The organism is Actinomadura sp. 9N407 (genome assembly GCF_044326315.1).
In the GTDB taxonomy this organism is placed as follows: Bacteria; Actinomycetota; Actinomycetes; order Streptosporangiales; family Streptosporangiaceae; genus Spirillospora.
Genome location: NZ_JBIRAW010000025.1, coordinates 124838 through 150447, shown reverse-complemented (window position 1 = coordinate 150447; position 25610 = coordinate 124838). Strand labels below are relative to the sequence as shown.

The 25610-nt window shown below is 69.7% G+C and carries 27 protein-coding genes, 2 tRNA genes and 1 pseudogene; 12 read left to right on the top strand and 18 right to left on the bottom strand.

The genetic code is table 11. The features are described 5' to 3' along the window. The first annotated feature begins 42 nt into the window (after positions 1-42). The 3 genes from ACH34Q_RS32405 to ACH34Q_RS32395 all read left to right on the top strand — a co-directional run bounded on the left by ACH34Q_RS32405 (position 43) and on the right by ACH34Q_RS32395 (position 3002). On the top strand, positions 43-1350 hold the full coding sequence (locus ACH34Q_RS32405) for a glycoside hydrolase family 18 protein (RefSeq protein WP_395986922.1): 1308 nt from the start codon (positions 43-45) through the stop codon (positions 1348-1350). A 135-nt stretch (positions 1351-1485) separates the two neighbouring features. Continuing rightward, the gene (locus ACH34Q_RS32400) at positions 1486-2334 is read left to right on the top strand and encodes an alpha/beta fold hydrolase (RefSeq protein ID WP_395986921.1); all 849 of its coding nucleotides are present in this window, start codon (positions 1486-1488) and stop codon (positions 2332-2334) included. Further along, positions 2331-3002: an HAD family hydrolase gene (locus ACH34Q_RS32395; RefSeq protein ID WP_395986920.1), complete on the top strand. Its 672-nt coding sequence runs from the start codon at positions 2331-2333 to the stop codon at positions 3000-3002. The genes ACH34Q_RS32400 and ACH34Q_RS32395 overlap by 4 nt, the downstream gene beginning before the upstream one ends. A gap of 58 nt (positions 3003-3060) precedes the next feature. Here the strand turns inward: ACH34Q_RS32395 and ACH34Q_RS32390 are convergent, their stop codons facing one another. Next, on the bottom strand, positions 3061-3648 hold the full coding sequence (locus ACH34Q_RS32390) for a YceI family protein (RefSeq protein WP_395986919.1): 588 nt from the start codon (positions 3646-3648) through the stop codon (positions 3061-3063). A 125-nt stretch (positions 3649-3773) separates the two neighbouring features. On the opposite strand from ACH34Q_RS32390, the gene ACH34Q_RS32385 reads away from it, so the two are divergent. Continuing rightward, the gene (locus ACH34Q_RS32385) at positions 3774-4169 is read left to right on the top strand and encodes a winged helix-turn-helix transcriptional regulator (protein WP_395986918.1); all 396 of its coding nucleotides are present in this window, start codon (positions 3774-3776) and stop codon (positions 4167-4169) included. 25 nt (positions 4170-4194) lie between these two features. Here ACH34Q_RS32385 and ACH34Q_RS32380 read toward each other — a convergent pair whose 3' ends face one another. Then, positions 4195-5112 carry a formate/nitrite transporter family protein gene (locus ACH34Q_RS32380; protein ID WP_395986917.1) on the bottom strand — a complete coding sequence of 306 codons (918 nt, stop codon included), beginning with the start codon at positions 5110-5112 and terminating at the stop codon, positions 4195-4197. Positions 5113-5411: 299 nt separating this feature from the next. Between ACH34Q_RS32380 and cynS the strand changes: the two genes are divergently transcribed. Both cynS and ACH34Q_RS32370 read left to right on the top strand, forming a co-directional pair. Continuing rightward, positions 5412-5861 (top strand): cyanase, encoded by a 450-nt coding sequence (gene cynS / locus ACH34Q_RS32375; protein ID WP_395986916.1) that lies wholly within the window; start codon positions 5412-5414, stop codon positions 5859-5861. A 168-nt stretch (positions 5862-6029) separates the two neighbouring features. Beyond that, complete coding sequence (locus ACH34Q_RS32370) at positions 6030-7751, top strand: alanine--tRNA ligase-related protein (RefSeq protein ID WP_395986915.1); 1722 nt, start codon at positions 6030-6032, stop codon at positions 7749-7751. Here ACH34Q_RS32370 and ACH34Q_RS32365 read toward each other — a convergent pair. The 4 genes from ACH34Q_RS32365 to ACH34Q_RS32350 all read right to left on the bottom strand — a co-directional run bounded on the left by ACH34Q_RS32365 (position 7748) and on the right by ACH34Q_RS32350 (position 10282). Next, positions 7748-8311, bottom strand: coding sequence for a TIGR03086 family metal-binding protein (locus tag ACH34Q_RS32365; protein WP_395986914.1), 564 nt, complete (start codon positions 8309-8311; stop codon positions 7748-7750). The two genes, ACH34Q_RS32370 and ACH34Q_RS32365, sit on opposite strands and share 4 nt — an antisense overlap. A 59-nt stretch (positions 8312-8370) precedes the next feature. Further along, the gene (locus tag ACH34Q_RS32360; RefSeq protein WP_395986913.1) at positions 8371-9399 is read right to left on the bottom strand and encodes an NAD(P)-dependent alcohol dehydrogenase; all 1029 of its coding nucleotides are present in this window, start codon (positions 9397-9399) and stop codon (positions 8371-8373) included. 56 nt (positions 9400-9455) lie between these two features. After that, on the bottom strand, positions 9456-10148 hold the full coding sequence (locus tag ACH34Q_RS32355) for a DNA polymerase beta superfamily protein (RefSeq protein ID WP_395986912.1): 693 nt from the start codon (positions 10146-10148) through the stop codon (positions 9456-9458). Positions 10149-10208: 60 nt separating this feature from the next. Further along, positions 10209-10282, bottom strand: a tRNA-Pro gene (locus ACH34Q_RS32350). Between the two features lie 141 nt (positions 10283-10423). On the opposite strand from ACH34Q_RS32350, the gene ACH34Q_RS32345 reads away from it, so the two are divergent. After that, a tRNA-Gly gene (locus ACH34Q_RS32345) sits at positions 10424-10494 on the top strand. A 659-nt stretch (positions 10495-11153) separates the two neighbouring features. On the opposite strand, the gene ACH34Q_RS32340 is transcribed toward ACH34Q_RS32345, so the two are convergent. From ACH34Q_RS32340 to ACH34Q_RS32320, 5 genes and pseudogenes are all read right to left on the bottom strand, one after another. Then, the gene (locus ACH34Q_RS32340; RefSeq protein WP_395986929.1) at positions 11154-11249 is read right to left on the bottom strand and encodes a hypothetical protein; all 96 of its coding nucleotides are present in this window, start codon (positions 11247-11249) and stop codon (positions 11154-11156) included. A gap of 73 nt (positions 11250-11322) precedes the next feature. Beyond that, a pseudogene (locus tag ACH34Q_RS32335) lies at positions 11323-11592 on the bottom strand (Tn3 family transposase); the annotation flags it as partial. 30 nt (positions 11593-11622) lie between these two features. Then, on the bottom strand, positions 11623-13341 hold the full coding sequence (locus ACH34Q_RS32330) for a protein kinase (protein WP_395986911.1): 1719 nt from the start codon (positions 13339-13341) through the stop codon (positions 11623-11625). A gap of 878 nt (positions 13342-14219) precedes the next feature. Then, complete coding sequence (locus tag ACH34Q_RS32325) at positions 14220-14906, bottom strand: 1,4-alpha-glucan branching protein (protein WP_395986910.1); 687 nt, start codon at positions 14904-14906, stop codon at positions 14220-14222. 112 nt (positions 14907-15018) lie between these two features. Next, the gene (locus tag ACH34Q_RS32320; protein WP_395986909.1) at positions 15019-15564 is read right to left on the bottom strand and encodes a pyridoxamine 5'-phosphate oxidase family protein; all 546 of its coding nucleotides are present in this window, start codon (positions 15562-15564) and stop codon (positions 15019-15021) included. A gap of 263 nt (positions 15565-15827) precedes the next feature. On the opposite strand from ACH34Q_RS32320, the gene ACH34Q_RS32315 reads away from it, so the two are divergent. Both ACH34Q_RS32315 and ACH34Q_RS32310 read left to right on the top strand, forming a co-directional pair. After that, positions 15828-16166, top strand: a complete 339-nt coding sequence (locus ACH34Q_RS32315) for a hypothetical protein (RefSeq protein ID WP_395986908.1) — start codon at positions 15828-15830, stop codon at positions 16164-16166. An 88-nt stretch (positions 16167-16254) separates the two neighbouring features. Beyond that, positions 16255-17055: an SAM-dependent methyltransferase gene (locus tag ACH34Q_RS32310; protein ID WP_395986907.1), complete on the top strand. Its 801-nt coding sequence runs from the start codon at positions 16255-16257 to the stop codon at positions 17053-17055. A gap of 17 nt (positions 17056-17072) precedes the next feature. Here the strand turns inward: ACH34Q_RS32310 and ACH34Q_RS32305 are convergent, their stop codons facing one another. Further along, the gene (locus ACH34Q_RS32305; RefSeq protein WP_395986906.1) at positions 17073-18041 is read right to left on the bottom strand and encodes a TIGR03557 family F420-dependent LLM class oxidoreductase; all 969 of its coding nucleotides are present in this window, start codon (positions 18039-18041) and stop codon (positions 17073-17075) included. Positions 18042-18110: 69 nt separating this feature from the next. After that, positions 18111-19322 carry a YncE family protein gene (locus ACH34Q_RS32300; protein ID WP_395986905.1) on the bottom strand — a complete coding sequence of 404 codons (1212 nt, stop codon included), beginning with the start codon at positions 19320-19322 and terminating at the stop codon, positions 18111-18113. An 87-nt stretch (positions 19323-19409) separates the two neighbouring features. On the opposite strand from ACH34Q_RS32300, the gene ACH34Q_RS32295 reads away from it, so the two are divergent. Both ACH34Q_RS32295 and ACH34Q_RS32290 read left to right on the top strand, forming a co-directional pair. After that, the gene (locus ACH34Q_RS32295) at positions 19410-20114 is read left to right on the top strand and encodes a TetR/AcrR family transcriptional regulator (RefSeq protein WP_395986904.1); all 705 of its coding nucleotides are present in this window, start codon (positions 19410-19412) and stop codon (positions 20112-20114) included. A gap of 60 nt (positions 20115-20174) precedes the next feature. Next, the gene (locus ACH34Q_RS32290) at positions 20175-20459 is read left to right on the top strand and encodes a CPCC family cysteine-rich protein (protein WP_395986903.1); all 285 of its coding nucleotides are present in this window, start codon (positions 20175-20177) and stop codon (positions 20457-20459) included. Here the strand turns inward: ACH34Q_RS32290 and ACH34Q_RS32285 are convergent. From ACH34Q_RS32285 to ACH34Q_RS32270, 4 genes are all read right to left on the bottom strand, one after another. Then, positions 20456-20893, bottom strand: a complete 438-nt coding sequence (locus ACH34Q_RS32285) for a nuclear transport factor 2 family protein (protein WP_395986902.1) — start codon at positions 20891-20893, stop codon at positions 20456-20458. The genes ACH34Q_RS32290 and ACH34Q_RS32285 overlap by 4 nt on opposite strands. Before the next feature lie 31 nt (positions 20894-20924). Beyond that, positions 20925-21797: a TIGR03619 family F420-dependent LLM class oxidoreductase gene (locus ACH34Q_RS32280; protein ID WP_395986901.1), complete on the bottom strand. Its 873-nt coding sequence runs from the start codon at positions 21795-21797 to the stop codon at positions 20925-20927. A gap of 39 nt (positions 21798-21836) precedes the next feature. Beyond that, on the bottom strand, positions 21837-22292 hold the full coding sequence (locus ACH34Q_RS32275) for a hemerythrin domain-containing protein (RefSeq protein WP_395986900.1): 456 nt from the start codon (positions 22290-22292) through the stop codon (positions 21837-21839). 149 nt (positions 22293-22441) lie between these two features. Beyond that, positions 22442-23320: an AraC family transcriptional regulator N-terminal domain-containing protein gene (locus tag ACH34Q_RS32270; protein ID WP_395986899.1), complete on the bottom strand. Its 879-nt coding sequence runs from the start codon at positions 23318-23320 to the stop codon at positions 22442-22444. An 86-nt stretch (positions 23321-23406) separates the two neighbouring features. Between ACH34Q_RS32270 and ACH34Q_RS32265 the strand changes: the two genes are divergently transcribed. Then, positions 23407-24414: an aldo/keto reductase gene (locus ACH34Q_RS32265; protein WP_395986898.1), complete on the top strand. Its 1008-nt coding sequence runs from the start codon at positions 23407-23409 to the stop codon at positions 24412-24414. Between the two features lie 59 nt (positions 24415-24473). On the opposite strand, the gene ACH34Q_RS32260 is transcribed toward ACH34Q_RS32265, so the two are convergent. Then, positions 24474-25559 (bottom strand): hypothetical protein, encoded by a 1086-nt coding sequence (locus ACH34Q_RS32260; protein WP_395986897.1) that lies wholly within the window; start codon positions 25557-25559, stop codon positions 24474-24476. Positions 25560-25610 lie beyond the last annotated feature (51 nt).

Genomic DNA, 25610 nt, shown 5'->3' with positions numbered 1-25610 from the left:
GTTCTGTTGTGAGGTTCGGGGGCCGAGCTGAACGGAGAACTCATGTCCAGAGGGAAGGCACAGTCCAGAGGGAAGGCACGAACCAGAGGAAGGGCACGACGGGTCGTCGCGATCACGATCGCGGCCACCACGGCGCTGCTGATGGCGCCGCAAGCTCCCGCCACATCCGCCACCACCCCATCCACCCCATCCGCCGAATCCGCGACTCCCCCATCCACGACCGCCGCCGCGCCCGGTGACAAGGTCATCGGGTACTTCGCGCAGTGGGGCGTCTACCAGCGCGGCTACCACGTCAAGAACATCGACACCAGCGGGTCGGCCGCCAAGCTCACCCACATCAACTACGCGTTCGGCAACGTCCAGAACGGGCGCTGCACCATCGGCGACGCCTACGCCGACTACGACCGCTTCTACCAGGCGTCCGAGAGCGTGGACGGCCAGGCCGACACCTGGGACGCCGGCGCCCTGCGCGGCAGCTTCAACCAGCTGCGCAAGCTGAAGCGCAAGCACCCGCACCTGAAGGTCATCTGGTCCTTCGGGGGCTGGACCTGGTCGGGCGGCTTCGGCCAGGCCACCGCCAACCCGGCCGCGTTCGCCGAGTCCTGCCACGACCTGGTCGAGGACCCGCGCTGGGCGGACGTGTTCGACGGCATCGACATCGACTGGGAGTACCCGAACGCCTGCGGGCTGACCTGCGACACCAGCGGGCCCGCCGCGTTCCCCACCCTGATGTCGGCGCTGCGTACCCGGTTCGGCTCGTCCAACCTGGTCACCGCCGCGATCACCGCCGACGGCACCGCCGGAGGCAAGATCGACGCGGCCGACTACGCGGGCGCGGCACGGTACGTCGACTGGTACCTGCCGATGACGTACGACTTCTTCGGTGCCTGGGACGCCGACGGGCCGACGGCTCCGCACTCGCCGCTGCGCTCGTACGACGGCATCCCGATCCAGGGCTTCCACTCCGACGCCGCGATCCAGAAGCTCAAGGCCAAGGGCGTCCCGGCGAGCAAGCTGCTGCTCGGCATCGGGTTCTACGGCCGCGGCTGGCGGGGCGTCACGCAGAGCGCGCCCGGCGGCTCGGCGACCGGGGCCGCGCCCGGGACGTACGAGGCGGGCATCGAGGACTACAAGGTCCTCAAGACCCGCTGCCCCGCCACCGGGACGGTCGGCGGCACCGCGTACGCCAAGTGCGGTGACCAGTGGTGGAGCTACGACACCCCGGCCACGATCGGCGGCAAGATGGCGTACGCCGCGAGCCAGGGCCTGGGCGGCTCCTTCTTCTGGGAGCTGAGCGGCGACACGAGCGGAGGTGAGCTGATCACCGCGATCCGCAACGGCCGGCGCTGACGACCGGCACTGACGACCGGCATTGACGGCCGCTCCCCTCGCCGGGGCCCTCGCGACCGGACTGGAACAATCGCTCGTACGGCCGAACGCACAGGCCGAACGCACAGGCCGAAGCAGCGCAACAGGGAGGCCGCGTTGAGCGATTGGAAACTGGACCGGACGTACGCGAGCGGCTCCGGCGAGATCCGGTGGAGCGCCTTCGGCGAGGAGGACGGCGAGCCGCTCGTCCTGCTGCACGGCACGCCGTTCTCCTCGTACGTGTGGCGGCACATCGGGCCCGCCCTGGCGACCCGCTACCGGGTGCACGTGTGGGACATGCCCGGGTACGGAACGTCGGAGAAGTCGGACGGGCAGGACGTCTCCCTGGCCGCGCAAGGCCGTGTGTTCGCGGAACTCCTCGACCATTGGGGGCTGGACGAGCCGAACGTCGTCGCGCATGACTTCGGCGGCGCGGTCGCACTGCGGGCCCACCTGCTGCACGGCGCCCGCTACCGGCGCCTCGCCCTGGTCGATCCGGTCGCCCTCGCGCCGTGGGGCTCGCCGTTCTTCCGGCTGGTCAACGAGAGCGCGGAGGTGTTCGGGCGGCTCCCGTCCAACCTGCATCGCGCGCTCGTCCGCGAGTACATCACCACCACGGGCGGGCCCGGCCTGCACCCGGCGACGCTGGACGCCCTCGTCGAACCCTGGCTCGGCACCGACGGGCAGCCCGCGTTCTACCGCCAGATCGCGCAGGCCGACCAGCGGTACACCGACGAGGTCCAGGGCCGGTACGGCGAGATCGACCTGCCCGTTCTGGTGTGCTGGGGTACGGGCGACGCCTGGATCCCGGTGGCCAAGGGACACGAGCTGGCCGCGGCGATCCCCGGTGCCCGGCTGCGACTGATCGACGGGGCGGGGCATCTCGTCCAGGAGGACGCCCCGGCCGAGCTGACCGCCGCCCTCCTCGGCTTCCTCACGAACGCGGGCAGCGAGGCGGGCACATGATCGAGGCCGTGCTGTTCGACCTGGACGACACGCTCCTGGACCATTCGAGCGCGGCGTCGGCGGCGGTCGTCGCGTCGTTCCCGGACAGCGACGCCGCGTACGTCGCGCGCCGCTGGAGCGAGCTGATGGAGCTGGTCTACCCGCGCTACCTGAGCGGCGAGCTCGACCTGGACGAGCAGCGCCGGGTCCGGATCACCATGCTGGCGGCCGAGCTCGGCCTGGGTGACTGGGAGGCGGCCCGCGCCGACGCCTGGATCGCCTCCTACATCCGGCACTACGAGAAGGGCTGGCGGCTCTTCCCGGACGTGGTGGCCTGCCTGGACGCCTGCGCGCTGCCGATGGGGATCATCACCAACGGCGACGGCGACCTCCAGCGCGACAAGCTGCGCCGGATCGGGCTGGCCGACCGTTTTCCGCAGGTCATCGCCTCCGAGGAGGCGGGCATCGCCAAGCCCGCTCCGGAGATCTTCCTGCTGGCCTGCGAGGCGCTCGGCGTCGCGCCCGCCCGTACCGCCTATGTCGGCGACCGGCTGAGCACCGACGCGCAGGGCGCTCAGGCGGCCGGGCTGCGGGGCATCTGGCTGGACCGTACGCGGGGCGCCTTCTCGGGCTCCCTCGACGTCACCCGGATCACCACGCTCGTCGACCTGGCCGGCGTCCTCCGCTGAACGGCCGCGAGGGCCGGTCGGGGCGTCCGCCCCTGGCCCGGCCCTCGCCCGCGCGTACTCACGCGGTGTCGCCGGTCTCCAGCACCGCCTCGATCTCCAGCACGATCTGGATCTTGTCGCCGAGGCCGAGCCCGCCGCCCGGGATCGTGGCGCCGTCGCCGACCCCGAACTCCAGCCGGTTGACCGTCCCCGAAGCGGTGAAGCCCGCGCGGGCCCCCTTGAACGGGTCGTCCGTACGGAACAGGTCCGGGCCGAACCCGTCGATCTCCAGGTCCAGCGCGACGGGCTTGGTCACCCCGTGCAGCGACAGCTCGCCGTCCAGGACGAAGCCGCCGTCCCCGGCCCGGACGCCGGTGGAACGGAACGTCATGCTCGGGTACTTCTCGACGTCCAGGAAGTCCGCCGACCGGACGTGCGTGTCCCGCGTCTCGTTGCCGGTGTCGATCGAGGCGAGGTCGATGGTCGCGGTCACCTCCGAGTCCAGCGGGTCCTCGCCCGTCACCAGCCGTCCCTCGAACGCGCCGAACCGGCCGCGGACCTTGCTGAGCATCAGGTGGCGGATGGTGAAGCCGACGTTGGAGTGGGTCGGGTCGATCGTCCAGGTGCCGGCGACGTAGCCGGGGATCTCGACAGCGGCGGTCTTCATGGTGTCTCCTTGAGTGGTTATGCGGGGTAAGCAGGTTCCTGAAGGGAACTGTCCTCATCCTGTGCGGGGCCCCGCCGGGTCCACAAGAAGGCACTTTCGACTGCCCTGGTGATGTGGAGATAACCATGCAGCTCAGCACGCCCCCCGGCCTCCAGGCGATCCCGTCCACCTGCCGGGGCCGCGAGGTCCTGGACCGGGTCGGCGACAAATGGTCGCTCCAGGTGATCGCGGTGCTCGGCGAGCGCACGCTGCGGTTCGGGCAGTTGCGGCGCGAGATCGACGGCATCAGCCAGCGCATGCTGACGGTCACGCTGCGCAATCTGGAACGCGACGGCGTCCTGACCCGGAAGATGTATCCGGTGATGCCGCCGCGCGTGGACTACGCGCTCACCCCGCTCGGCAAGACCCTGCTGGAGGCCGCCGGCGCGTTCATGACGTGGGCCGAGGCCCACGTCGAGCAGATCGACGAGGCCCGCTCCGCCTACGACGCGAAGGCGGAGTCGCAGGCAGAGCAGGCGTAAGAGGCGGAGCAGGCGCAGGCGCGCGTCAGGCGTTCACCTTGCCCGTCAGGGCGGCCTCCTGGTCCTGCCGCTCCTGGGGTTCCGCCTGCTCCTTGGCCTCCACCTGCTCCTTGGACTCCTGGGGCTCCACCACCGGGCGGCCGCGGGTCGCACCGGTACGGGCGTGCGTCGCGTACAGCGTGAGCCCCACGAAGGTCAGGCCGCCGACCACGTTGCCAACGAGGGTGGGGATCTCGTTCCACACCAGGTAGTCCCCGACCGAGAAGTCGCCGCCGAGCATCAGGCCGGACGGGAACAGGAACATGTTCACGATCGAGTGCTCGAAGCCCATGTAGAAGAAGACCATGACGGGCATCCACATGCCGAGCACCTTGCCCGTCACCGAGTTCGACATCATCGCGGCGACGACGCCGGTGGAGACCATCCAGTTGCACAGCACGCCGCGGATGAACAGGGTCAGCATCCCGGCGGCGCCGTGGTCGGCGTAGCCGACCGTCCGGCTCTCGCCGATCGTGCCGATGGCACGGCCGACCTCGTCCGGGCTCGTCGAGAAGCCGAAGGTGAAGACCACCGCCATCATCAGCGCGACGGTGAACGCACCGCCGAAGTTGCCGAGGAAGACCAGGCCCCAGTTGCGCAGCATCGAGCGCACCGTGACGCCCGGCCGCCGGTCGATCAGCGCGAGGGGGACCAGGGTGAAGACACCGGTCAGCAGGTCGAACCCCATCAGGTACAGCAGGCAGAACCCGACCGGGAAGAGCATGGCCCCCAGGAGCGGCTCGCCGGTCTGCACGCTGACCGTGACCGCGAACGCCGCGGCCAGCGCCAGGATGGCACCGGCCATGTACGCGCGGATCAGGGTGTCGCGGGTGGACATGAAGACCTTGGACTCGCCCGCGTCCACCATCTTCCTGGAGAACTCTGCCGGACTCAGATAGGACATGGAATCTCTCCTTGGTAAGGGGAGCCGCAATACGCCGCGAACGGGCGGGGGGGCGTCCTCAGTGCCGTGAGCCGTGGCCGTCCGGTCGAGTCTGAGCAGGGAACATGTCCGTTGTGTGACATGGCCGGAAGGATTGGATCACCGGGTACTCACTCGCCCGCGGCATGTCCGTTTTCCGGCTGTTACATGGACGTAACGCGCCCGTCTCGATCCGGGGACCGCGTGCGTCGACCGTGAGGAGCCGGCGCCGGCGTCCGTCCGGCGGGCCGGCGAGGAACCCGATTCCGAGGAGCGTCAGCATGACCCCGATCATGAGCAAGTCCGAGGCCGCCGCCCTGGTGGTCGCCGCCCGGATCCGGCTCGGCCTGACCTGGTCGCGGATCGCCGAGGAGATCGGCGCCCCGGCCGTCTGGGCCACCGCGGCCCTGCTCGGCCAGCACCCGATGGCGCGGGAGCAGGCCGAAGCCGCCTGCCGGCTGCTCGAACTCGACGAGACGGTCGCCGAGAGCCTGCGGCTCCAGCCGTCGCGCGGCTCCGATCCCGCGCTGATGGCCGACCCCACGATCTACCGCTTCGCCGAGGCGCTGTCGGTGTACGGCCCCGCGCTCAAGGAGCTCATCCACGAGGAGTTCGGCGACGGGATCATGAGCGCCATCAACTTCCGGGTGGACGTCGCCCGGCGCCCCGACCCGGACGGGGACCGCGTCGTGGTCACCTTCGACGGCAAGTTCCTCGACTACAAATGGTGACCCGTTAAACGGGCTGCTCGCAGCCCTGGGCGCGAGGTACTTTGGGACGCATGGCCCTTCACGAGGTGGGGCGGCGAGCTAGCCGCGCCGAGCCGGAGAACGCGCAGCCGTGCGCGGTCCGGCTCGGCGGTGTGCGCCGTCGTCCCTTCGTCCTCGTGAGGCCTTTCCATGCGCTCGACTGACATCCGCACGACCTTTCTCGACTTCTTCTCCGCGCGCGGGCATCGCGTCGTGCCGTCCAGCCCGCTCGTCCCGTCCGATCCCACGCTGCTGCTGACCGGCGCGGGGATGGACCAGTTCAAGCCGTACTTCCTCGGGCAGTCGGTGCCCGGGTACCGCCGCGCGACGTCGGTGCAGAAATGCGCGCGGACGTCCGATATCGACAACGTCGGCCGTACGACGAGGCACTCGACGTTCTTCGAGATGCTCGGCGGTTTCTCGTTCGGCGACTACTTCAAGGAAGAGGCGATCGGCTGGGCCTGGGAGCTGCTCACCGAAGGGTTCGGGCTCGACCCGGAACGGCTGTGGGCGACCGTCTATCTCGACGACGAGGAGGCGGAACGGCACTGGCGGCGGATCGGCGTCCCCGCGTCCCGGATCCAGCGGCTCGGAATGGCCGACAACTACTGGTCGATGGGCGTTCCGGGGCCGTGCGGGCCGTCGTCGGAGCTGCACTACGACCGCGGCCCGGCGTTCGGGCCCGAGGGCGGCCCGGCGGTGAACGGGGAGCGCTACCTGGAGATCTGGAACCTCGTCTTCATGCAGAACGTCCGGGGCGAGGGGCCCGCGAAGGAGGGCTATCCGATCGTCGGCGAGCTGCCGGCGCGGAGCATCGACACCGGCCTCGGGCTGGACCGGCTCGCCGCGATCCTGCAGGGCGTGGACACGCTGTGCGAGACCGACCTGGTCGGCCCCGCGCTGCGCCTCGTACAGGAACTGGCGGGACGCGCGTATCCGGGACGGGACGGGAGCGAGGCGTCCACGTCGTTCCGGGTGGCGGCCGAGCACGCGCGCTCGGCGGCGTTCCTGATCGCCGACGGCGTGCTGCCGTCCCCGGACGGGCGCGGCTACGTGCTGCGCCGGCTGATGCGGCGCGCCGTACGGCACGCGCGGGTCCTCGGCGTCGAGGGCCCGGCGCTGTCCGCGCTCACCGCGCGCGTGGTCGACACCCTGGGCGGCACCTGGCCTGAGCTGGACCGGCATCGCGAGCTGATCCGGCAGGTCACGGCGGCGCGGGCGGCAAGGGCCGGGTCGCGAACGCGGGCGGCCGCCGTCCCGAACGGCTGGAACAGGCGATCTCCCAAGCGGCCCGTACCGCGCGCGACTTGCTTGCTTGATTTCCCGGCGTATCGTCCGGAATACCGGGCGAAAGGAGCAGGCGTGCTACGGGTGTTCTGTTTCGGAAGTATCGGCGTGACGGTCGAGGATGTCTTCCTGGTCGATCCCGATCCGGTCCGCGGCGGCCGCGAGCGCGGCGTGCGGATCGAGCTGCGCCTGCTCGCGCCCGAGCCGTGGCGCGGCTCCAACAGCGCATCCCAGAAGATCGTGGCCGATCAGGCGGTCTTCCGCATCGACCTCCTGGAGACCGCCGCGGGCGGGCCGGGCACCAAGGACCGCATGCACTTCCACCCGGGTATGCGCGACAACGAGCCCGGCACGCGGACCTTCGTCGACGAACTGACCCGGGACCCGATCGGCTGGGTGGAGGACCAGCTGTCAGAACCTTTGGCCCTCCTGGAGTCGGCCGGGATCGCCCCGGAGGCCCACCGCGCGTCCGCCGATGACCTGCGCGCGGGCCTCGCCGAGGTGGTGGGCACCGTCTCCACCGTCCTGGACGAGGTCCGCGCGGGCAACCTGGCCACAACACCGGTCAAGCCGGGTCCTTCTTAGGGGCGGCGGCCCAGGAAACGCAGCAGCGCGGCCACATCGTCGTCGCCGGGCTCTGCGTCGACGACCGGCGCGTACACCCCGTACTGGCGCAGCGGGTCGGTCACCTTGGCCGCCGGCATCAACTCGCGCGCCAGCTCCGGAGTCAGCGGCGACGGCTGCCCGGTGGCCTTGGCGATGTCCCATGCGTGCACGGCAGCGTCCAGCGCGCAGCAGGCCGCGCCGATCTCCGCGCTGAGCGGCCCGATCGGCAGCGGCGTGGTCACTTCGGAGCCCGGCTCGACCGTGGCCCAGGCGCTCGCCGCAGCCTCCAGAGCGGGCGCCAGCAGCTCCATCGGCTCCCCGTCGAGCGTGCCCGAGGGATCGAACGGGTCGTCCGCCGGGCCCGCCCCTCCGGTGATCTTGGACGCGTATCCGACCTGGTCACCGGCCGCGTGCTGCAGCACCTGCGCCACCGTCCACTGCTCGCACGGCGTCGGCAGGCCCAGGTCGGCCGCCGTCAGGTTCGCGACGACCTCGCGCAGGATCTCGTGCGAACGGTCGAGTACCGGAAAATCAGACATGTGCGGCCCTTCCCTTGATCGGTAGGACCACTATATCAGAACGGAATGATTCGTTCCACTCATCCGTTCGGCAGGATCACCGCCCGGCCGTTGATCTTCCCTGCGTGCAGCCGCTCGTACGCCTTGGGCGCCTCATCGATCCCGTACGTCTCGACATGGACGTCCACGACGCCGGCCCGCGCCAGCTCCAGGACCTCGATCAGCTCCGAACGGCTCCCCCAATAGGGGGCCCGTACCGACATGTCGTACGGTCCGATCCCGAACCCGACCTTGGCCACGCCGCCCCCCACACCGACCAGCAGCACGTCCGACTCGACCCCGGCGACCGCCGTCGCCAGCTCCACGGTCTGCTGGATCCCCACGAAGTCGAACACCGCCTCCACGCCGCCGGTCAGCCCCCGTACCTTCTCGGCCGCGCTCTCGTCCGACGGCAGCGCCTCGTGCGCGCCGACCTTGCGGGCCAGCTCCCGCTTCTCCTTCGACACGTCCAGCGCGATCACCCGGGCCGGGCTCAGCGCCCGCAGCAACTGGACGGCCACATGCCCGAGCCCGCCCGTACCGATCACCACCGCGCTGCTGCCCGGTACCAGCTTCGGCAGCGCCCCCTTGATCGCGTGGTACGGCGTCAGTCCCGCGTCGGTCAGCGAAACGTTCTGGACGGGATCCAGCCCCTTCAGCGGCACCAGATGGCGCGGATCGTCCACCAGCATGTACTCGGCGATCGCCCCCGGAGCCCCGAGGCCCGGCGGCATGATGCCCAGCTCGCCGGCCCGCAGGCAGTAGTTCTCGCTGCCCCGCGAGCACATCAGGCACGTACCGCAGCCCCACGGCCCGTACACCGCGACCGACTCACCCAGCTCGAGCCCGGTCACGCCCTCCCCCACGGCCTCGACCGTCCCGGCGCCCTCGTGCCCCAGCGTCAGCGGCAGCGGAAAGGGCGTCTCGGGCCAGCTCATCACCGCGATGTCCGAATGACACACCCCCGCCGCGGTCACCTTCAGCAGCACCTGCCCGGGCCCCGGCTCCGGATCCGGTACGGTCACGACCTCGGGCGCGCTCCCGACCTCCGCGTACTGAACAGCCTTCATGCTCTCCCCCTGTCACCCCGCCGCGAATCGGCCCACGGCAAGATCACTACCCCGTGTCAGGGCAAGAACGCCGCCCTCACCTCGAGCAGCCACCCCTCGACGGCGCCCTCATCCGGCCGCTCGGGCAGCGGCGTACGAGCCTCGTCGAACCGGGCCTCCGCCTTGGCCAGCACGCCCCGCGCCTCGTTCAGCTCGCCCTGCGCGACCCGTTCCCCGAAATCCCGGAACCACTGCGGATCGTCCAGCCGCACCTTCAGCTCACCACTCGCATAGAGCCCGAGCCCCTGATGCACCAGCCTCGCCAGATGCCGCGCGTGCTTGGCCGTCCGCTTGCGCGTGTCCGCCGAGAACGACCCGTCCCCGCGGTTCTCCAGCCTCCGGAACTGCGACACCGCGTACCCGAAATACGCGTCCCGCACCCGCTGCGCCGACAGGAACGCCTTCCGGATCCCGACGAGCCGCTCCCCCAGCTCCGTACGAACCTCGTACTCCTCCAGCCAGAGAAGCTCCGACACGGTCGGATTGACCCCCAGGCACAGCGCGGCGAACTTCCCCGCCTCATGCTGCGTGACATCCGGATCCGTACTGACCCGCGACGCCTGCCTCCCCGTCGGCGGCCGCAACCCGTGAAACAGCACCGTCGGCGCCGCGAAGACCCCCAGCCTGTCCACGTCCGACTCCGGCGTGGCCAGCCCGTAGGCCGTCGACCCCACGACCCCCGACAGCAGCACGTTGGTGACCTCGACCACGGCTCCTCCTCAACGCGAGAGGCCCCGCCTCCACCTGGAGACAGGACCTCTCACCTCATGTCGGGCTGGCGGGATTTGAACCCACGGCCCCTGGCACCCAAAGCCAGTGCGCTACCAAACTGCGCCACAGCCCGTCCGTCGTCACGGCGACGCGCAAAGTCTAGACCCCATCAGCAGCGAACGCCCCGCCCATTTTCCGCGAGAACGCGAACACCCCCGAAACCCTGTACTCTACGGAACGCGATCGGTGCCCCCACCAGGGCCACCGCATCCGCGCGGGCGTAGCTCAATGGTAGAGCCCCAGTCTTCCAAACTGGCTACGCGGGTTCGATTCCCGTCGCCCGCTCCCACCAAGAAGGCCCAGGTAAGCCCTGTGATCAGGGTCCTGGGCCTGTTGTCTTCCTGGTGATCGTTCCAGGACACGTGCCACGAACGTGCCACAGCCCTACGGTCCACGCGCCTGCTTGAAGGCTTCCCCAAGGGCCTGCGCGATGACCTCATCGCGATCCCTGCTTGGCGTGCTGGTAGATCAGCGCAAGGACACACACGCCATGCTGCCAGCCCCGAACAGCCCCCACGGAACCTCACCGCAACCAGTACCGTCGAGCCGAACATCGACAGATCATCTAACCGGGCTGTCACCCACCTCCCGAGCCGGATCTGTCACCTGTCCATCCCCTGAAAGCGTAGAGACGTGTTGGATCGGTCGATCTTGTTGTGGGGTCAGGCGACCTGAGGTCGTGCGGGCTTGGGTGATCTCGTCATCAGGGCGCCTCGATCGCGGCGCTAGCGCGTGCGCACGAGGTGAGCCGGGCCGCCGTCCGGACCGCATTTGCTGATCTGCTGCCCGACCAGAACGTCCCCTCCCCTCGACCAGCCTGACCGAAGGGGCAGGAAGGGAACAGGCCGCGAGGTCGAGGCGTCGGCCCATGTCGATGTCGATCGTGCCGTAGAGGTTGGCGTTGGACCAGAACAGCGCGGACAGTCCACGCTTGTCGGCGTCGGTCATCTTCTGCTGCCAGGCGGGGCCTTCAGGACGGACTTGATGAGCAGGGTGTTGATGAACACCAGCGCGGACTGGAGCAGGTGCAGGCAGAGCATGGAGACCTCCTGGTGCTCCTTGTCGCTGCCGGGGATGGTGCCGGCGCTGCCGTAAAACAGGTCGGTGCTGGGCGGAGTTCCAGTTCTCCACGACCTGCAGGCCCTCGTGGATCTCGCGGCGCAGCGCCTCGGAGGCGATGTACTCGGCGACGAACACGCTCTTGACCGCCTTGCCGAGTTCCTCGATGACCTTGTAGGTGGGGTGCTTGGGGCCGCCGCGGGTGAAGCGGCGCAGCACCTGCTCGGCCTCGGCCGTCCCCAGGCGCAGGGCGGTGGCGTACTTGACCATCTGGTCGTACTGCTGGGCGATGATCTCCCAGGCGATCGGCTTGTCGGTCGCCATGCCGGTCAGGCAGGCCAGGACCTGGCTGGTTCACTCCGTTCGGAATGGCCTCATTGACGGCCAGTCGGTGAGGGGGCGTGGTTCTTGGAGGCGGCCCTTGCCGGATCGGTCGCCCGCGGTGTGGACGAGCAGGTACTGGTCGCCCGAGAAGACCCAGAAGCGATGGTCATCGCCGGGAACCGGCAGGACCGCGTCGATCCTGTTCGTAAAGCGGTCCAGTCCGCCGAACGTCTTGCGCCACTGCGCGATCGGGCCGGGCCCGCTCACCCGCCGCGCCGACGCCGGGTCCGCGCCTGTCTCGACGACCATGTACTCGCCGCCGGAGAACACCCAGAACCTGCCCCGCACACCCGGAACCGGCATCACCGCATCCACACGATGCGAGAAGCCCGGGGTCCCTCCGATGCTGTTGCTCCAGTCGGTGAGGGGGCGTGGTTCTTGGAGGCGGCCCTTGCCGGAACGGTCGCCCGCAGTGTGAACGAGCAGGTACTGGTCGCCCGAGAAGACCCAGAAGCGATGATCGTCGCCGGGAACCGGCAGGACCGCGTCGATCCTGTTCGTAAAACGGTCCAGTCCGCCGAACGTCTTGCGCCACTGCGCGATCGGCGCGGGCCCGCTCACCCGCCCCGCAGACGCCGGGTCCGCGCCTGTCTCGACGACCATGTACTCGCCGCCGGAGAACACCCAGAACCTGCCCCGCACACCCGGAACCGGCATCACCGCATCCACACGCGAGCCTGCATGGGCACCGGTGGACGTCTGCCCGGGCTGGTCGGGCGAACCAGAACCGGGGTCGTCTCCGGCGACGTATGCGGTCACGCCCGCTCCGCCGAGGAGCACCAGCACGGCGATCATCCCCGTGATCGCCGTGCGGCGCCGGTTCGCACGTGCGGGCGGCACCGGCTGCCGCAGTGTCGCCTGCACTGTTCGGGGAGCGCCGTCAACGATCGACTGCAGCGCGTCCGCGAGGTGTGCTCCGGACGGGCGCTTGGCCGGGTCCTTGTCCAGCAACTGCTCGATGACGTCGCCCAGCGGGCCCTGGACGTGGACGGAGGGCGGTTCGAAGGCGACGGCGAACGAAGTGGCCGTGAGGTCCCCGCGGGCGAAGGGAGTCTGACCGGAGGCGAGGAAACACAGGGTGACGCCGAGGGAGAACAAATCGCTGGCCGGTCCGACGGGTTGATCGCGCAGGCGTTCCGGGGCCATGTACTCGGCCGATCCGACCACGCCCCCCGTGCCGGTGACACCTGTCTGACCGGACAGGGCGGCGATCCCGAAGTCGGTGAGCACGCTGCTGCCGTCCTCGCGCAGGAGCACGTTGGCCGGTTTCACGTCACGGTGCAGCGCACCGGCCGCGTGGACCGCGTTCAACGCGGACAGGACCTCCAGGCCGACGCGGGCCACCTCCACTGGTGACAGGAGCCCGTTCGATCGCACTTTTTCGCTCAGCGAGCCACCTGGCACCAGTTCCATGACGATCCACAGACCGCCGTCGAACTCCACCAGATCGTAGATGTCGATCACATGCGCGTGCGCCACCCGGGCGATCGCCCGGGCCTCCGACAGCACCCGCCGCATCGCCGCCTGCTGCTCGTACCCACCGCCGACGACGTGGAGTTCCTTGACGGCCACCGTCCGCTGCAACAGATGGTCCCAGGCACGCCACACCGTGCCCATCCCGCCGCTGCCCAGTCGGTCGGCGAGTACATACCTGTCGGCGACGACTCGCCGGCCCACACTTCCGATCACGACGAGACAATGTACATGCCGACTTCCAGGGCGATTCGGTGATCACGTGCGGAGCCAGATGACGAGGGCTGCTGCGGTGATGGTGCCCAGGTAGACGTAGCGGCGCTTGTCGTAGCGAGTGCCCACCGTCCGGTGTTGTTTCAAGTCGGTTGATGGCTCGCTCGACAGTGTTGCGTTTTTGTACCGCTCTTCGTCGAAGCCGGGTGGCCGTCCGCCGCGGGGCGGGAATCCTTTCCAGCACGGGCTTGAACTGAGTGCGGTCCGCCCGCTGTCCCGGTGTGACGATCAGAGACAGAGGACGGCAGCGGCCATCCGCGCTCAGGTGGAGCTTGGTGGTGAACCCGCCGCGAGCGGCTCAGGCCCTCACCTCCTGCGCCACCTCCACCAAGCGGGCGACGAGGCTCTGCCACGGCGTTTCGCCCTCGTGTTCTGCCGCTCCCCCTTTGAGGCGGGAGCCGGCGGTGGTTCGGTGCGGGCAATGTGCGCGTCGATCGCGTAGACGTCGTCCTGACGCGTGCCGGCCTCCATCCGATGGTTCGGCAGCCACTTCCCTTCCACGTAGGCACGGAACGTCTGTCTGCCTCGGCGGGCATCCCCGGGATTACCTTCGGCGACGCGCCCCTCGGCCCGGCGACACCGGGGCGGGCGTGAGGCGTGGGCGCACTTCGGCGGGCCGAAGGCGACCGCGCGAAAGCCGCCAGCCGAGCTCGCCCGCCTGGCAGACGGCTGTCACGGGTACGCGACGCGCTCACCACTGAGCGTCGAGCAGCGCAAGACGCCGTCTGAACACTCGGGCATCACGAGGAGGAAGCGCGTTCGCCACGGCCTCAAAGATTCGGCGAAGTTGCCTCCGGCGGGGGCCTCTGGCTTTGGGAAGCTCAGCCCGTACGGTGACGATCGTCAGGGGTGGCAGCCTGGTGCCCCAGGACGGCGAACATTCCGTACGCGCGGGTGCCATCCGGCATGTGCCAGGAACCGGCGACGTGGCCTGTGGCTTCGGATGACAGAACGGGCTTGTTGTCCGGGGCGGGACGCAGGACCCGGTGCAAGCGGAGGGCCTCACCATGCGGTAGAGGCAGCTCAGTGCCCTCTTGGTCGTCGGTGGCGGTGGTGAAGTCCGTGGAGGCGAGGCCGTCACCGATGTAGGAGCGGGTGACTTCTCGATCGGGGGTGTCGCTGATGTTCTGGTCCTGGGCCTGGACCCGACCCTCGATCAGGGCCAGCAACTGGGCGACCAGAACCGGGTCGTGGCAGCCGTCGTAGGCCCAGCGCCGCCCCAGCACCCCGTGTTCCATGGTGCCGACCAGGGCGTGCTCCGCCCCATCGAGCGGGGCACCGCGATAGGCGAGCGGCACCAGGTAGGTGGTCGGCCGAGTGCCGGAGGTATCGGTGACCACCATGAACTCGATCCCGACCTCGCCGTGCGGGTCGTCCAGCCGGAATCCTCCGGCCTTGGCCAAGTCCGGTCCGCCCGCGCCGCCGAGATACCACGGTCGGGAGGGGAGCCAGGAGGCCAGCAGTTCCAGCTTGGTCGGCTTGAGGTCGGTTCGATGGATGACGGCCATGCCGAGGGCTCTCTTCCGTTGAGCGGATGCGACCTTCGCACTTTCCCATCTGCACGGCGCCGGGCCCGCTGAACGCCGCACCGGACCTCGACGACACCGATGCGCAGGCCCGCTAGAAGGTGTAGCGGGTGTGGCTGAACACTTGGCCGTCGTGCCCGAAGCCGTACGCCGTGCCGGGTGCCACCGCGAACAGCAGGTCGTTCCCCTTGCGGATGCTGTCGCCGAAGCCGTAGAAGGTCCCCTCCGGCGAGGTGATGTGGTCCCCGTACTGTGCCTCGAACGCGGCGATGACCTCGTCCTGCCGCGCCGGATCGGTCACCCGCTCCGCCGTTCCCTCGATCACGATGTCGAGACCTTCGGAGAGCGAGTTGCGCCCTGTGGTGAGTACGCAGTGGGCGTTGCCGGCCAGGTTCGTCGCCTTCTGCTCGCCCAGCCCGGTGCTGAAGTGCAGCGCCCCGTCGTGCCAGGCGGCGATCAGCGGCGTGACGTGCAGCCGGCCGTCCGGCCGGACCGTGGTGATCCAGAAGACCTCGGCGGCCCGCATCTGGCGCTGGGCCTCGGCCCAGTCGGTGGCGGTGACGTCCTCCGCGCCCGGGCGCGGGTTGAGCGCGGCACTGTAGCGAGCGTCGAGCTCGGTCTTGGGCTGCTTCGGCGCCATCAGTAACTCCTTTCCCTTGTCTGCAACAAAGGCTACGTGGCCCGGATGGAAGACCAGTCAGGAGGAGCCGGGGAGAACGCGGCCGCGCCCGTGCCTCGGCACGGCCGTCTCCGGTGGCGTTCACGTCGGTGTCGCCCGGCGCCTCGCCGCCGGAGAGCCGCCGGTCGAGATCGTTCAGCAGCCGTGCGGAGTCCCCACGCCACACCCGGAGACGGGACCTCCGTTGTGTGCCCGCGCCACCGCCGATGCCGCATGCTCAAGGGATGGGCACTTGGGTCTACATCCGTGGCTGGTTGGAGTTCTCCGGTCAGAAGGCCGAGGCGAAACGCATCATCCTCGACAACGGCGAAGGCTGGTCCTTCCCCGAGGGCGGATGGCTCGACGCAGCCTGCTATGCCCGCGCCGTCCGCGCACAGCATGCCGACGAGGTCCTTGCCCAGATTCGCAAGGTCGCGGCTCTCTCCGCCAACGAGGACAACGACCATGTGTGCGGGCTCTTCCTCGCCTTCCACGAAGTGGACGGTCAGTTCGAATGGCAGGTCCGCGACGGCGATGTCTTCATCAGCTCTGCACCGGAGCGCTACGACTACATGTCGCGGTAACGGCGCGGCGGTTTGCTGTCACGTGACTATTCGGCCACGTTTGCTCGGGTTTGCGGGCGGTCGCACGGGACTGTGCCAGCATCGCCCCATGTCTCCTGACCCGCAGGCCCCCGCGGACATCGACGTCGAACAGCCTTCGGCCGCCCGCGTCCACGACTACATGCTGGGCGGCAAGGACAACTACGACGTCGACCGTATGGCCGCCGATCAGATCCTGGCCGTGGCGCCCGAGATGGGCGAGGTCGCGGTGGAGAACCGGCGGTTCCTCGTCCGTACGGTCAGGTCCCTGACCAAGCAGGGGCATGACCAGTTCCTTGACCTCGGAAGCGGCCTGCCTACGCGGGAGAACGTCCACGAGGTCGCCCAGGCGGCCAATCCCGACGCGCGCGTGGTGTACGTGGACCGTGATCCCATGGTGCTGTCCCACGCCCGTGCGCTGCTGGGCGCCGGCCCTGACACCATCGACTACGTCCACGCCGACGTTCGCGATCCGGCCGCCGTCCTGGACGCGCCCCGGACGCGGAAGGTTCTCGACTTCTCCCGGCCGGTGGTCGTGCTCTTCGTGGCGGTCCTGCACTTCGTGGCCGACGAAGACGACCCCGCAGGCCTCGTCCGGCGGTACGTGGAGGCGCTCCCGTCGGGCAGCCGGGTGGTCATCGCGTGCGGTTCCTCCGACCATTTGTCCGAGACCATCAAGGAAAAGGTCCGCCAGTACTTCACCGACGTCCCGTCGCCGTTGCGGCTTCGGCCGCGGGCACGGATCGCGGAATTGTTCGGCGATCTGCCGTTGGAAGAGCCTGGGCTGGTCCACGTCACCGACTGGCCGTCCCCCGGGCACGGCAAGCGGCTGCCGATGACGAGCTTCGGCGGCGTCGCCCACGTTCCGTAGCAGGGATGGCCGGACGGTCAGGTGAAGCGCTCGCGGAGTGCGGGCAGAAGATCGGAGCGGGCCCAGTCGCGGAACTTCCGCTGGCGGTCCGGGCCGATCTGGAGGAACGAGATGTGCGTGAAGCCGGCGTCCGCCCACTGCTGGACCATCTGCGCGTAACGGTCGAGGTCGGCGCCGCAGACGACGGCTTCGGCGACGTCCTCGGGACGGGCGGTCTTGGCGCTGGCCTCGAAGTTGACCGGGCCTGGCAGTTCGGCCATGACCTTCCAACCGGTGGTGCCGTGCTTCCACAGGCGGTAGGCGTTCTGAACGGCTTCCTCCTCGTCGGTCCCGTACGAGACCGGGATCTGCCCGTACACCGGCTTGCCCTGGCCTGATCGTTCACCGAAGAGCCGTACCACCTCGGGGACGGGCTGGTCGGAGACGAGGGCGTCGGCGTGTTCGGCGGCCAGTTCCGCGGCGCGGGAGCCGAAGGCCGCCATCGCGATGGGGACGGGGTTCTCGGGCAGGTCGTAGAGCTTGGCCGAGTCGACCGTGTAGTGGCGTCCCCGGTAGTGGACGTAGCCGCCGCCGAACAGCTTCTTGATGATCTCCACGGCCTCGGCGAACATCTCGTGCCGGATGTCCACCGAGGGCCAGCCTCGCCCGACGACATGCTCGTTGAGGTTCTCGCCGGCGCCGAGGCCCAGCGTGAACCGGCCGTCCGACAGGACCCCCATCGTGGCGGCCTTCTGCGCCACCACGGCCGGGTGGTAGCGCATGATCGGGCAGGTCACGAACGTCATCAGCGGGATGCGGTCGGTGGCCTGGGCGAGCGCCCCGAGCACCGACCAGGCGTAGGCGGAGTGCCCCTGCTCCTCCAGCCAGGGGAAGTAGTGATCGGAGATGACCGAGTAGTCGAAGCCCAGCTCCTCGGCCGCGACCAGGTCGGTGACGAGCTGCTTGGGCGGTGTCTGCTCGCAGAGCAGCGTGTATCCGAAGTCCATGCCGACCGCGTACCCGGCTGAACTGCGGGAATGCCAGCCGGGCGCGATCGGCGCGTGATCGCCGGCGGGTCAGCCGTTGGAGGGGTCGAGGGAGTCGACGGCCTGCGGGGTGAGTCCGGCCGGGCGCTGGCGCTGGGGGAAGTGGCCGACGGGGATGCGCGCGACCTCCCTGGCGGTGGCGTAGTCGACCACGGAGATCTGGTTCTTCTGGGCCAGTGAGACGAAGCAGTGCCGGCCGTTGTCGCTGGTCTGCGTCCAGTACGGGAGGGCGTCGGTGTCGTACCGCACGGTGCCGTCCGTGGTCAGGCCGGGCCGGGAGACGATGGAGACGTAGTCGCTGATCGTCCCGGCGACGCACAGCTTGCTCTGGTCGCCGTTCATGGCCATGCCGTGGTGCGCGGAGTTCTGCGGGTAGTCGTCGGGCTTCATCCCGGCGGCCTTGTCGCTGAGCGGCAGCTGGACGGTACGGGTGACCTTGCCGGCGGCCAGGTCGTACTCCACGAAGCCGTTGAGGTAGGACAGCTGGGCGTACATGGTCTTGTTGTCGCTGGTGAACGCGGCGGGCCGGATGCCGTACTCGAAGTTGTAGGTGCGCAGCGGCTTGTACGTCCGCGCGTCCACGGCGGTGACCGACTTGCTGCCCTTGAGCAGGTTCAGTGCCTTGGGCAGCGACGTGATCCCGATGCTGGAGTTGTAGAGGATCTTTCCGTCGGGTGAGTAGTCGTTGGCGTGCGGATAGGTTCCGGTGCCGAACGCGGTCACGTTATTGCCGGTGGCGGTGTCGATGACCTGGGACTTGCTCGCGGTGGTGGCCGAGACGATGAAGTGCTTGCCGTCCGGTGACAGGGCGGCGTGGTCGGCCTTGAAGCCCTCGGTCTTGTGCCGCCAGAGCATCTTCTTGGAGGCGATGTCGAACGCGACGCTGTCGGCGAGGTTGCCGCGCGAGATGTAGAGCGTGGTCCCGTCCGGGGAGACGGCCATGTCGTCGACGAGCTTGCGGTAGCCCTGGGCCGCGTTGACGGCCTCGTAGCCGATCCGTTCCACGGGGTTCATCGCGTCCAGGCGCTGCTGCAGGTCCGGGACGACGTTGATGGAGCCGAGGTTCTTCAGGGTGGCGGTGTCGATGAAGCTGACGGTGCCGCCCTGGCCGTTGCCGATCGCCATCACGGCGCGGAGCTGCGGGGCCGCGTCGGCGGCGCCGGCACCGCCGATCGAAACGGCGATCAGTGCCGCGGCGCTCAGGGCCGCGCTGGTACGGGCACGCCTGCGTACGGGGGCCATGGTCGTCTACCTCCCAGGGGGGCGGGGGTGCCAACTCCGAATACAGTGGTATTCAGATTTTGGCTACTGGAAAGTAACAGGAGTGCGATGCACGCCACAAGAGTCGCGTGCGAGAAACTGTGCCGACGCGAGCTGGGGGGCGGAATGGCGGGCAGGCTCAGGCAGCCGACCGGCAGTTACGGCGGCAGGCCGGCGGCGGAACGGCGGGCCGAAAGGCGGCGGCGGTTCCTGGACGCCGGGCTCGAGCTGTTCGGCGCCGGCCCCGGATACCGCGCCACCAAGGTCGCCGAGCTGAGCAAGGCCGCCGGGCTGTCCACCCGGCAGTTCTACGAGGAGTTCCACACCCTGGAGGACCTCCTCGCCGAGCTGCACCTGCAGATCAACGACCGGGCCGAGCAGACCGTACTGGCGTGCCTGCCCGGCGTCGAGGACCTGCCGCTGCACGACCGCACCACCGCCCTGTTCCGCGCGTACGCCACCGACATCACCGCCGACCCGCGCCGGGTACGGATCGCCTTCGTCGAGATCATCGGCGTCAGTCCCCGGATGGACCAGCAGCGACTCGTCCGCCGCAAGCGCTGGATCGACTTCCTGTGCGCCGAGGCCGCGCGGGCCGCCGAGCGCGGCGAGATGGCCGACCGCGACTACCGCGTCGCCGCCACCGCGTTCATCGGCGGCATCAACGGCCTGCTCCACGACTGGACCGTCGGCTGGGTCGACGCGACCCTGGAGCAGATCATCGACGAACTCGTCCTGATGCTGCTGGGAGCGATGCACCCGCCCAGATCCTGAGCGCGGCAATGCCCGTCCGGACGGACTGCCACCTGATCCGCGAACTGCGAGGATGTCCGCATGTTCGTCAATGTGAGCCTGCCGCCCCGCGGGAGGCCGTACCCCTGCCCGTGCTGCGGTTACCTCACGCTCGAGCAGCGCGGATACAACGAGATCTGCCAGGTGTGCTTCTGGGAGGACGACGGCCAGGACGACCACGACGCCGGGAGCGTGCGCGGCGGCCCCAACCGCGGCCTCAGCCTCACCAGGGCGCGCGACAACTTCGCCGCCTTCGGAGCCAGCGAGCGCAGGCGGCTGCCGAACGTACGGGAACCGCACCCGCACGAGCACCCGCTCGCGCCCTAGCCCTTGGTCAGCGTGGCCATCGCCCGGTCCGGCTCCCAGTGGGCGCGGAACGAGGTGACCAGACCGGCCTCGTCGACCGTGTAGACGGTCAGGCAGTCGATCGTCATGGTGATCCCGCCGTCCATCGTCGTCGTGATGGTGACGACGTTGGCGCAGGCCGGGCCGTTGGCGAACGAGTCGGTCACGCGGAAGTGGAACGTGCGCACCCGGGCGATGTTCTCGTCCCAGAACCGCTCGATCCCGTCCGCCCCCCGATGCCCCTTCCCTTCCGGGTCGAGCATCGAGGGGCCGACGGGGTCCTCGATGACGGCGTCCGGGGCGAACAGCCCGAGCCAGTCCGCTTTCGCTCCACCGGCGGCGGCGACCATCGACGCGCGCGCTGCCCGGCGCGCGGGGTGGTCGCCGTCCGGGGCTTCCCAATCGACCGGGTTCATGCCGCAAACTGTAACGTGTTCTTGTTTGCGGTCAAGCCTTCGCGATCACCGACTCGGCGAACCGCTCCAGGTTCTCGATCTTCTTGGCCAGCGGCTCGGTGTCGGGGCCCTTGATGTACGGCAGCCGGAAGCCGACGATCACATCGGTGACGCCCTTGTCCTCCAGCCGCTTCACCCCGTCCGCCGAGTACGCGTCCAGGGAGATGGCGTGCACCTCGAACGGACGGTCGGCGGTGCCCTGCTCGGCCCGGTGCGCGGCCAGCCGGCCCAGCAGCCGGTCCAGCTCCTCGGCCTCGCCGCCGCCGTGCATCCACCCGTCCCCGAGCCGGGCGGCCCGGCGCAGCGCCGGCTCGCTGTGCCCGCCGACCAGGATCGGGATCGGCTCGGTCGGCGCCGGCGCCATCTTCACCTCGGGCAGGTCGAAGAACTCGCCGTGGTACTCGAAGTACTCACCGCTCGTCAGGCCGCGCACGACCTCGATGGCCTCGTCCATCCGCTTGCCGCGCCGCTCCCACGGCACCCCCATCACCGTGTAGTCCTCGGGCCACGGGCTCACGCCGACCCCGAGGCCGAGCCGGTTGCCGGTCATGTACGCGATGGAGCTCGCCTGCTTGGCGACCAGCGCCGGCGGCCGTACCGGCAGCTTCAGCACGAACGGCGTGAACCGGATCCGGGACGTCACCGCCCCCATGGCCGCGATCAGCGTGAACGTCTCGATGAAGTCCTTGCCCTCCAGGAACTCCCGGCCGCCGTCCGCGGTGTACGGGTAGGTCGCGTCCGACTCGCGCGGATAGACCAGCGAATCGGCGACGGCGAAGCTCGCGTAGCCCGCCTCCTCGGCCGCCTTGACCAGCGGCAGGTAGAACGACGGGTCGGTCATGGACTCGACATAGGTGAACCTCATGACCGGAGGATATAGAACAGGTTCCAGATTGGGTATCGGTCAGCCGTCACCGGCGGCGAGGAACTCCGGCGTCGCAGCGTCCCAGCCCGGCACGTCCAGCTCGTTCAGCGCCTGGACGATCCGCTTCTCCTCGTACACGAAGTGCGTCTCCATCAGCGCCGCGAGGCCGTCCAGCTCGCTCCGTACCGTCACGGGGTCCATCGCCTCCAGCACCTGTTCCAGCCGCTGGAGCGACTCCTCCACCAGCCGGTGATCCCGGCGCAACTCCTCCAGCACCGGTCGCAGCTCCGGATACCGCTCCCCGAGCACGACGAACGCGCCGCCGTCCTCGCCGTTGTGATGCCGCTCCAGCGCCGAGCAGAAGGTCAGGCAGTGCGCCCGCAACTCCCGTGGCCGTACCCCGCCCTCCAGGTAGGCGTCCACGTCCTCGCGCAACGCGTCCAACTGCTCCCGCAACCAGAGATGCACTTCGATCAGCTGATTCCCGAACGCCACCAGGCGCCCATCAGATCGTTCCAAGACCGTCCCAAGCGTTCCGGCGCCTCCATGCCCCGGCCTTCTCCCCACCGAGCCCACGCGACGCGGCGACTACCCCACCACCCCCGCGACGATCGGTCAACTCCACATGCTGGCAGCGGCCCGGCCTACTGCGCTTCCACGGCCCGGCGGCCGCGGAGGCGGGCGGCGTCCTGGGCGGGTGGGAGACCGTAGGCGCGCCGGTACTCACGGTTGAACTGCGTCGCGCTCGCATAGCCGACCGCTTCCGCGACCTGTGCGGCCGTGGTGCCGCCGGCGACCAGCCGACGCCGCGCCTCCTGCAGACGCAGGTGTTTCTGGAAGCGCAGCGGGCTCATGCCGGTGGCGGCCTTGAAGTGCCGGTGCAGCGTGGCGGTGCTCATGTGCGCCGCAGCCGCCACCGCTTCGACGCTGAGCGGCTCGGTGTAGTGCGCGGAGATCCACGCGGCCGCTCTGCGTACCCGCGCGACGCCGGAGTCGGCCAGGGTGAAACGGTGCAGGAAATGGCCGAGCGGGCTGCCGAGCAGCCGGTAGAGGATCTCGCCCTCGATGCCGGACGCCAGCGGGCGGATGTCGCCGGGGGCATCGAGCAGCCGCACCCACCGGGTGACCGCGTCGACGAGTTCCGGCGTCATGGGCGCGGTGTGCCGTCCGGCGGGAGCGGGAGGTGTCCGCGGGTCCGTTCCGTCCAGGTTCAGCAGCAGTTCGGCGAGCACCCGGCCGTCGAGCCGCAGTACCGCGGCGCGGTACGGCACTCGCTCGAACGCGGCGGTAACCGGCATCTCAACCCAGTTGAGGTACATCTCGCCCCGCCCGATCAGCCGGCTCCGATCGCCCGTGATGACGCGCTTGGCGCCATCGGCGATGAAGCAGATCATCGGCTCGTACAGCAGGTCGACGGGGGCGATGAGCTCGTCGAGCGCGACCAGTGTGAGGCGGGGCACCGCGCTGTCGGACCACAGGCCATCGCGGTTCCGGCCGATGGCCGCGGCGAGCGAGTCCGGCACGTAGGGCTCCCTGACTGAGAGGATCAGGCAATTCTATGCGGCATCCGCCCCATTCCTCACGGTGAGCGCGCCTCTAGCGTTGAGGCATGACCGGAAACGACAAGCAGATGCCGAAGCGCTCGCTCGGCACGCAGGGCCTGCGGGTCGGGGCGATCGGCCTCGGCACGATGGGCATGACCATGGCGTACGGCGCCGCCGACGAGCCCGGCGGCATCGCCACCATCCGCCGGGCGTACGAGCTGGGCGTCACCTTCTTCGACACCGCCGAGCTGTACGGCATGGGAACCGGCAGCAACGAGCAGTTGCTCGGCCGCGCCGTGCGGGACTTCCGCGACGACGTCGTGATCGCGACCAAGTTCGGTTTCGACCTGAGCGATCCGCGGAAGGCCGGATCGGCGCTGAACAGCCGGCCCGAGCACATCCGCGAGGTCACCGACAACAGCCTGCGCCACCTCGGCACCGGCCATATCGACGTGCTGTACCAGCACCGCGTCGATCCGGACGTGCCGATCGAGGACGTGGCGGGAACGGTCGGCGAGCTGATCGCCGAGGGCAAGGTGCGCTACTTCGGCCTCAGCGAGGCCGGTCCCGACGTCATCCGGCGCGCCCACGCCGTCCACCCGGTGTCGGTGCTGCAGACCGAGTACTCGGTGTTCGAGCGCGCCGTGGAGGCCGACGTGCTGCCCGCGGTACGCGAGCTGGGCATCGGGTTCGTTCCGTACTCGCCGCTGGGCCGGGGCTTCCTCACCGGCGCGGTGAAGCCCGCCGCCGAGTACCCGGCGAACGACATGCGCAGCTGGGACGACCGCTGGCAGCCGGGCAACTACGAGCGGAATCTGGCCGCCATCGAGGAGCTGACCGCGCTCGCCGGCATCAAGGGGATCACGGTCACGCAGCTGGCACTGGCCTGGCTGCTGGCCCAGGGCGATGACATCGTGCCGATCCCGGGCACCCGCGATCCGCGGCGCGTCGCCGAGAACTCCGCGGCGGCCGGCATCACGCTCACGAAGGAGGATCTCGCGCGCGTACAGGAGATCCTGCCGCAGGGCGCGGCCGGAGCCCGCTACCCCGAGGCGGTCATGCCCTCCTGGTGATTCCCGGCCCGCTCGGTCGAGGATCCCTGCCGGTCCGCGGGCCGACCGGCCCGGCCCAGTCAGGGAGCGGTGGTGATCACGGTGGGGGCGGTGCCGTTGCCGGCCAGGCCCCAGAGGGTGTCGGTTCCGGGGACGGCCGCCAGGTTGGTGACGGAGGTGATGGACGGGATCGTGACCTGCTGCCAGGCATCGCCCTCGCGGCGGAAGATCAGGCTGGGGCCGGCATCCGTCTCGGCGATCAGCCAGAGCGTGCCCGTGCCGTCCACGACCAGGTCGCGCGGCCGGCGGATACCTCCAGGTGAGGGCACCACGGTCCAGGAGCCGCCGTACCAGCGCACCACGGACTTCCGCGTGGTGGCCCAGACCTCGTCCGCCGCGACCGGGGCGACCCTGGCCAGCCGCTCCTCCCGGCCCGACTCGATGTGGGGCGGCACGCTCGTCCAGGAGGTGCCGTCCCAGTGGGCGATCGCCGGGTACTCCTCGCCCCCGTAGGTGTTGGGGGCCGGCTCGGTCATGCCGACGGCCCAGCCGTCGGTGGCCGTACGGAACCGGAGGTCGTTGACCCAGCGAAGGTCGGCCGGAAGCTCCTCGCGCGTCCAGGTGTCCCCGGTACGGCGGTGGACGGCGTGCCTGCCCTCGTCGGTCCAGGTGACGATGCGCATCCCGGCCGGGTTCGAACGCAGCAGCGCTACGGCGTTCGTGCCCGCCGGCGGTGCGGCGGGTACGAAGGCGCGGCCGTCGAACCTCGCCAGGTAGCGCTGGTCCGGCATGTCGAAGCCGAAACCCTGGACCCAGGTCTGCCCACCACCGGACTCGATCGCGCCCATCCGGCCCTGGCCGGTCCAGCCGGTGATCGGGTACTCCCGCCAGCGCGTACCGTCCCAGCGCCGGACGACCGGGTTGCCGTCGCTGTGCACCACGCAGGGGGTCATGGGCATCCACTGGATGCAGAAGGATCCCTGGACTCCGGATATCCAGACGCTGCCGGCCCCCTCGGCCGAGATGTCACTGAAGCCGTAATTGGGCCAGAAGAAGGGCGTGGGCACAGTGCGCCAGGTGCCGGCGGCGGACGCCGGCGGTGCGGATACCGAGAGGACGAGCACGGCGCAGCCAAGGGCCGTCGCCCGGACGATCGCGCGTTTCATGGCGCATAGTGTCCGCCGGACGGGGCGCCCGGCGCTTGTCAGATTCCTATG

Bases quoted from the DNA above. Each gene is read 5' to 3' on its own strand.
- ACH34Q_RS32385 (WP_395986918.1), top strand. From the start codon at position 3,774: ATGCAGCTCAGCACGCCCCCCGGCCTCCAGGCGATCCCGTCCACCTGC.
- ACH34Q_RS32340 (WP_395986929.1), bottom strand. From the start codon at position 11,249: ATGCTCTGCCTGCACCTGCTCCAGTCCGCGCTGGTGTTCATCAACACC.
- ACH34Q_RS32405 (WP_395986922.1), top strand. From the start codon at position 43: ATGTCCAGAGGGAAGGCACAGTCCAGAGGGAAGGCACGAACCAGAGGA.
- ACH34Q_RS32295 (WP_395986904.1), top strand. From the start codon at position 19,410: ATGCACGCCACAAGAGTCGCGTGCGAGAAACTGTGCCGACGCGAGCTG.
- ACH34Q_RS32365 (WP_395986914.1), bottom strand. From the start codon at position 8,311: ATGTCTGATTTTCCGGTACTCGACCGTTCGCACGAGATCCTGCGCGAG.
- ACH34Q_RS32285 (WP_395986902.1), bottom strand. From the start codon at position 20,893: ATGAACCCGGTCGATTGGGAAGCCCCGGACGGCGACCACCCCGCGCGC.
- ACH34Q_RS32370 (WP_395986915.1), top strand. From the start codon at position 6,030: ATGCGCTCGACTGACATCCGCACGACCTTTCTCGACTTCTTCTCCGCG.
- ACH34Q_RS32280 (WP_395986901.1), bottom strand. From the start codon at position 21,797: ATGAGGTTCACCTATGTCGAGTCCATGACCGACCCGTCGTTCTACCTG.
- ACH34Q_RS32380 (WP_395986917.1), bottom strand. From the start codon at position 5,112: ATGTCCTATCTGAGTCCGGCAGAGTTCTCCAGGAAGATGGTGGACGCG.
- ACH34Q_RS32300 (WP_395986905.1), bottom strand. From the start codon at position 19,322: ATGGCCCCCGTACGCAGGCGTGCCCGTACCAGCGCGGCCCTGAGCGCC.
- ACH34Q_RS32265 (WP_395986898.1), top strand. From the start codon at position 23,407: ATGACCGGAAACGACAAGCAGATGCCGAAGCGCTCGCTCGGCACGCAG.
- ACH34Q_RS32305 (WP_395986906.1), bottom strand. From the start codon at position 18,041: ATGGACTTCGGATACACGCTGCTCTGCGAGCAGACACCGCCCAAGCAG.
- cynS (WP_395986916.1), top strand. From the start codon at position 5,412: ATGACCCCGATCATGAGCAAGTCCGAGGCCGCCGCCCTGGTGGTCGCC.
- ACH34Q_RS32325 (WP_395986910.1), bottom strand. From the start codon at position 14,906: ATGGCCGTCATCCATCGAACCGACCTCAAGCCGACCAAGCTGGAACTG.
- ACH34Q_RS32310 (WP_395986907.1), top strand. From the start codon at position 16,255: ATGTCTCCTGACCCGCAGGCCCCCGCGGACATCGACGTCGAACAGCCT.
- ACH34Q_RS32320 (WP_395986909.1), bottom strand. From the start codon at position 15,564: ATGGCGCCGAAGCAGCCCAAGACCGAGCTCGACGCTCGCTACAGTGCC.
- ACH34Q_RS32290 (WP_395986903.1), top strand. From the start codon at position 20,175: ATGTTCGTCAATGTGAGCCTGCCGCCCCGCGGGAGGCCGTACCCCTGC.
- ACH34Q_RS32360 (WP_395986913.1), bottom strand. From the start codon at position 9,399: ATGAAGGCTGTTCAGTACGCGGAGGTCGGGAGCGCGCCCGAGGTCGTG.
- ACH34Q_RS32395 (WP_395986920.1), top strand. From the start codon at position 2,331: ATGATCGAGGCCGTGCTGTTCGACCTGGACGACACGCTCCTGGACCAT.
- ACH34Q_RS32315 (WP_395986908.1), top strand. From the start codon at position 15,828: ATGGGCACTTGGGTCTACATCCGTGGCTGGTTGGAGTTCTCCGGTCAG.
- ACH34Q_RS32260 (WP_395986897.1), bottom strand. From the start codon at position 25,559: ATGAAACGCGCGATCGTCCGGGCGACGGCCCTTGGCTGCGCCGTGCTC.
- ACH34Q_RS32390 (WP_395986919.1), bottom strand. From the start codon at position 3,648: ATGAAGACCGCCGCTGTCGAGATCCCCGGCTACGTCGCCGGCACCTGG.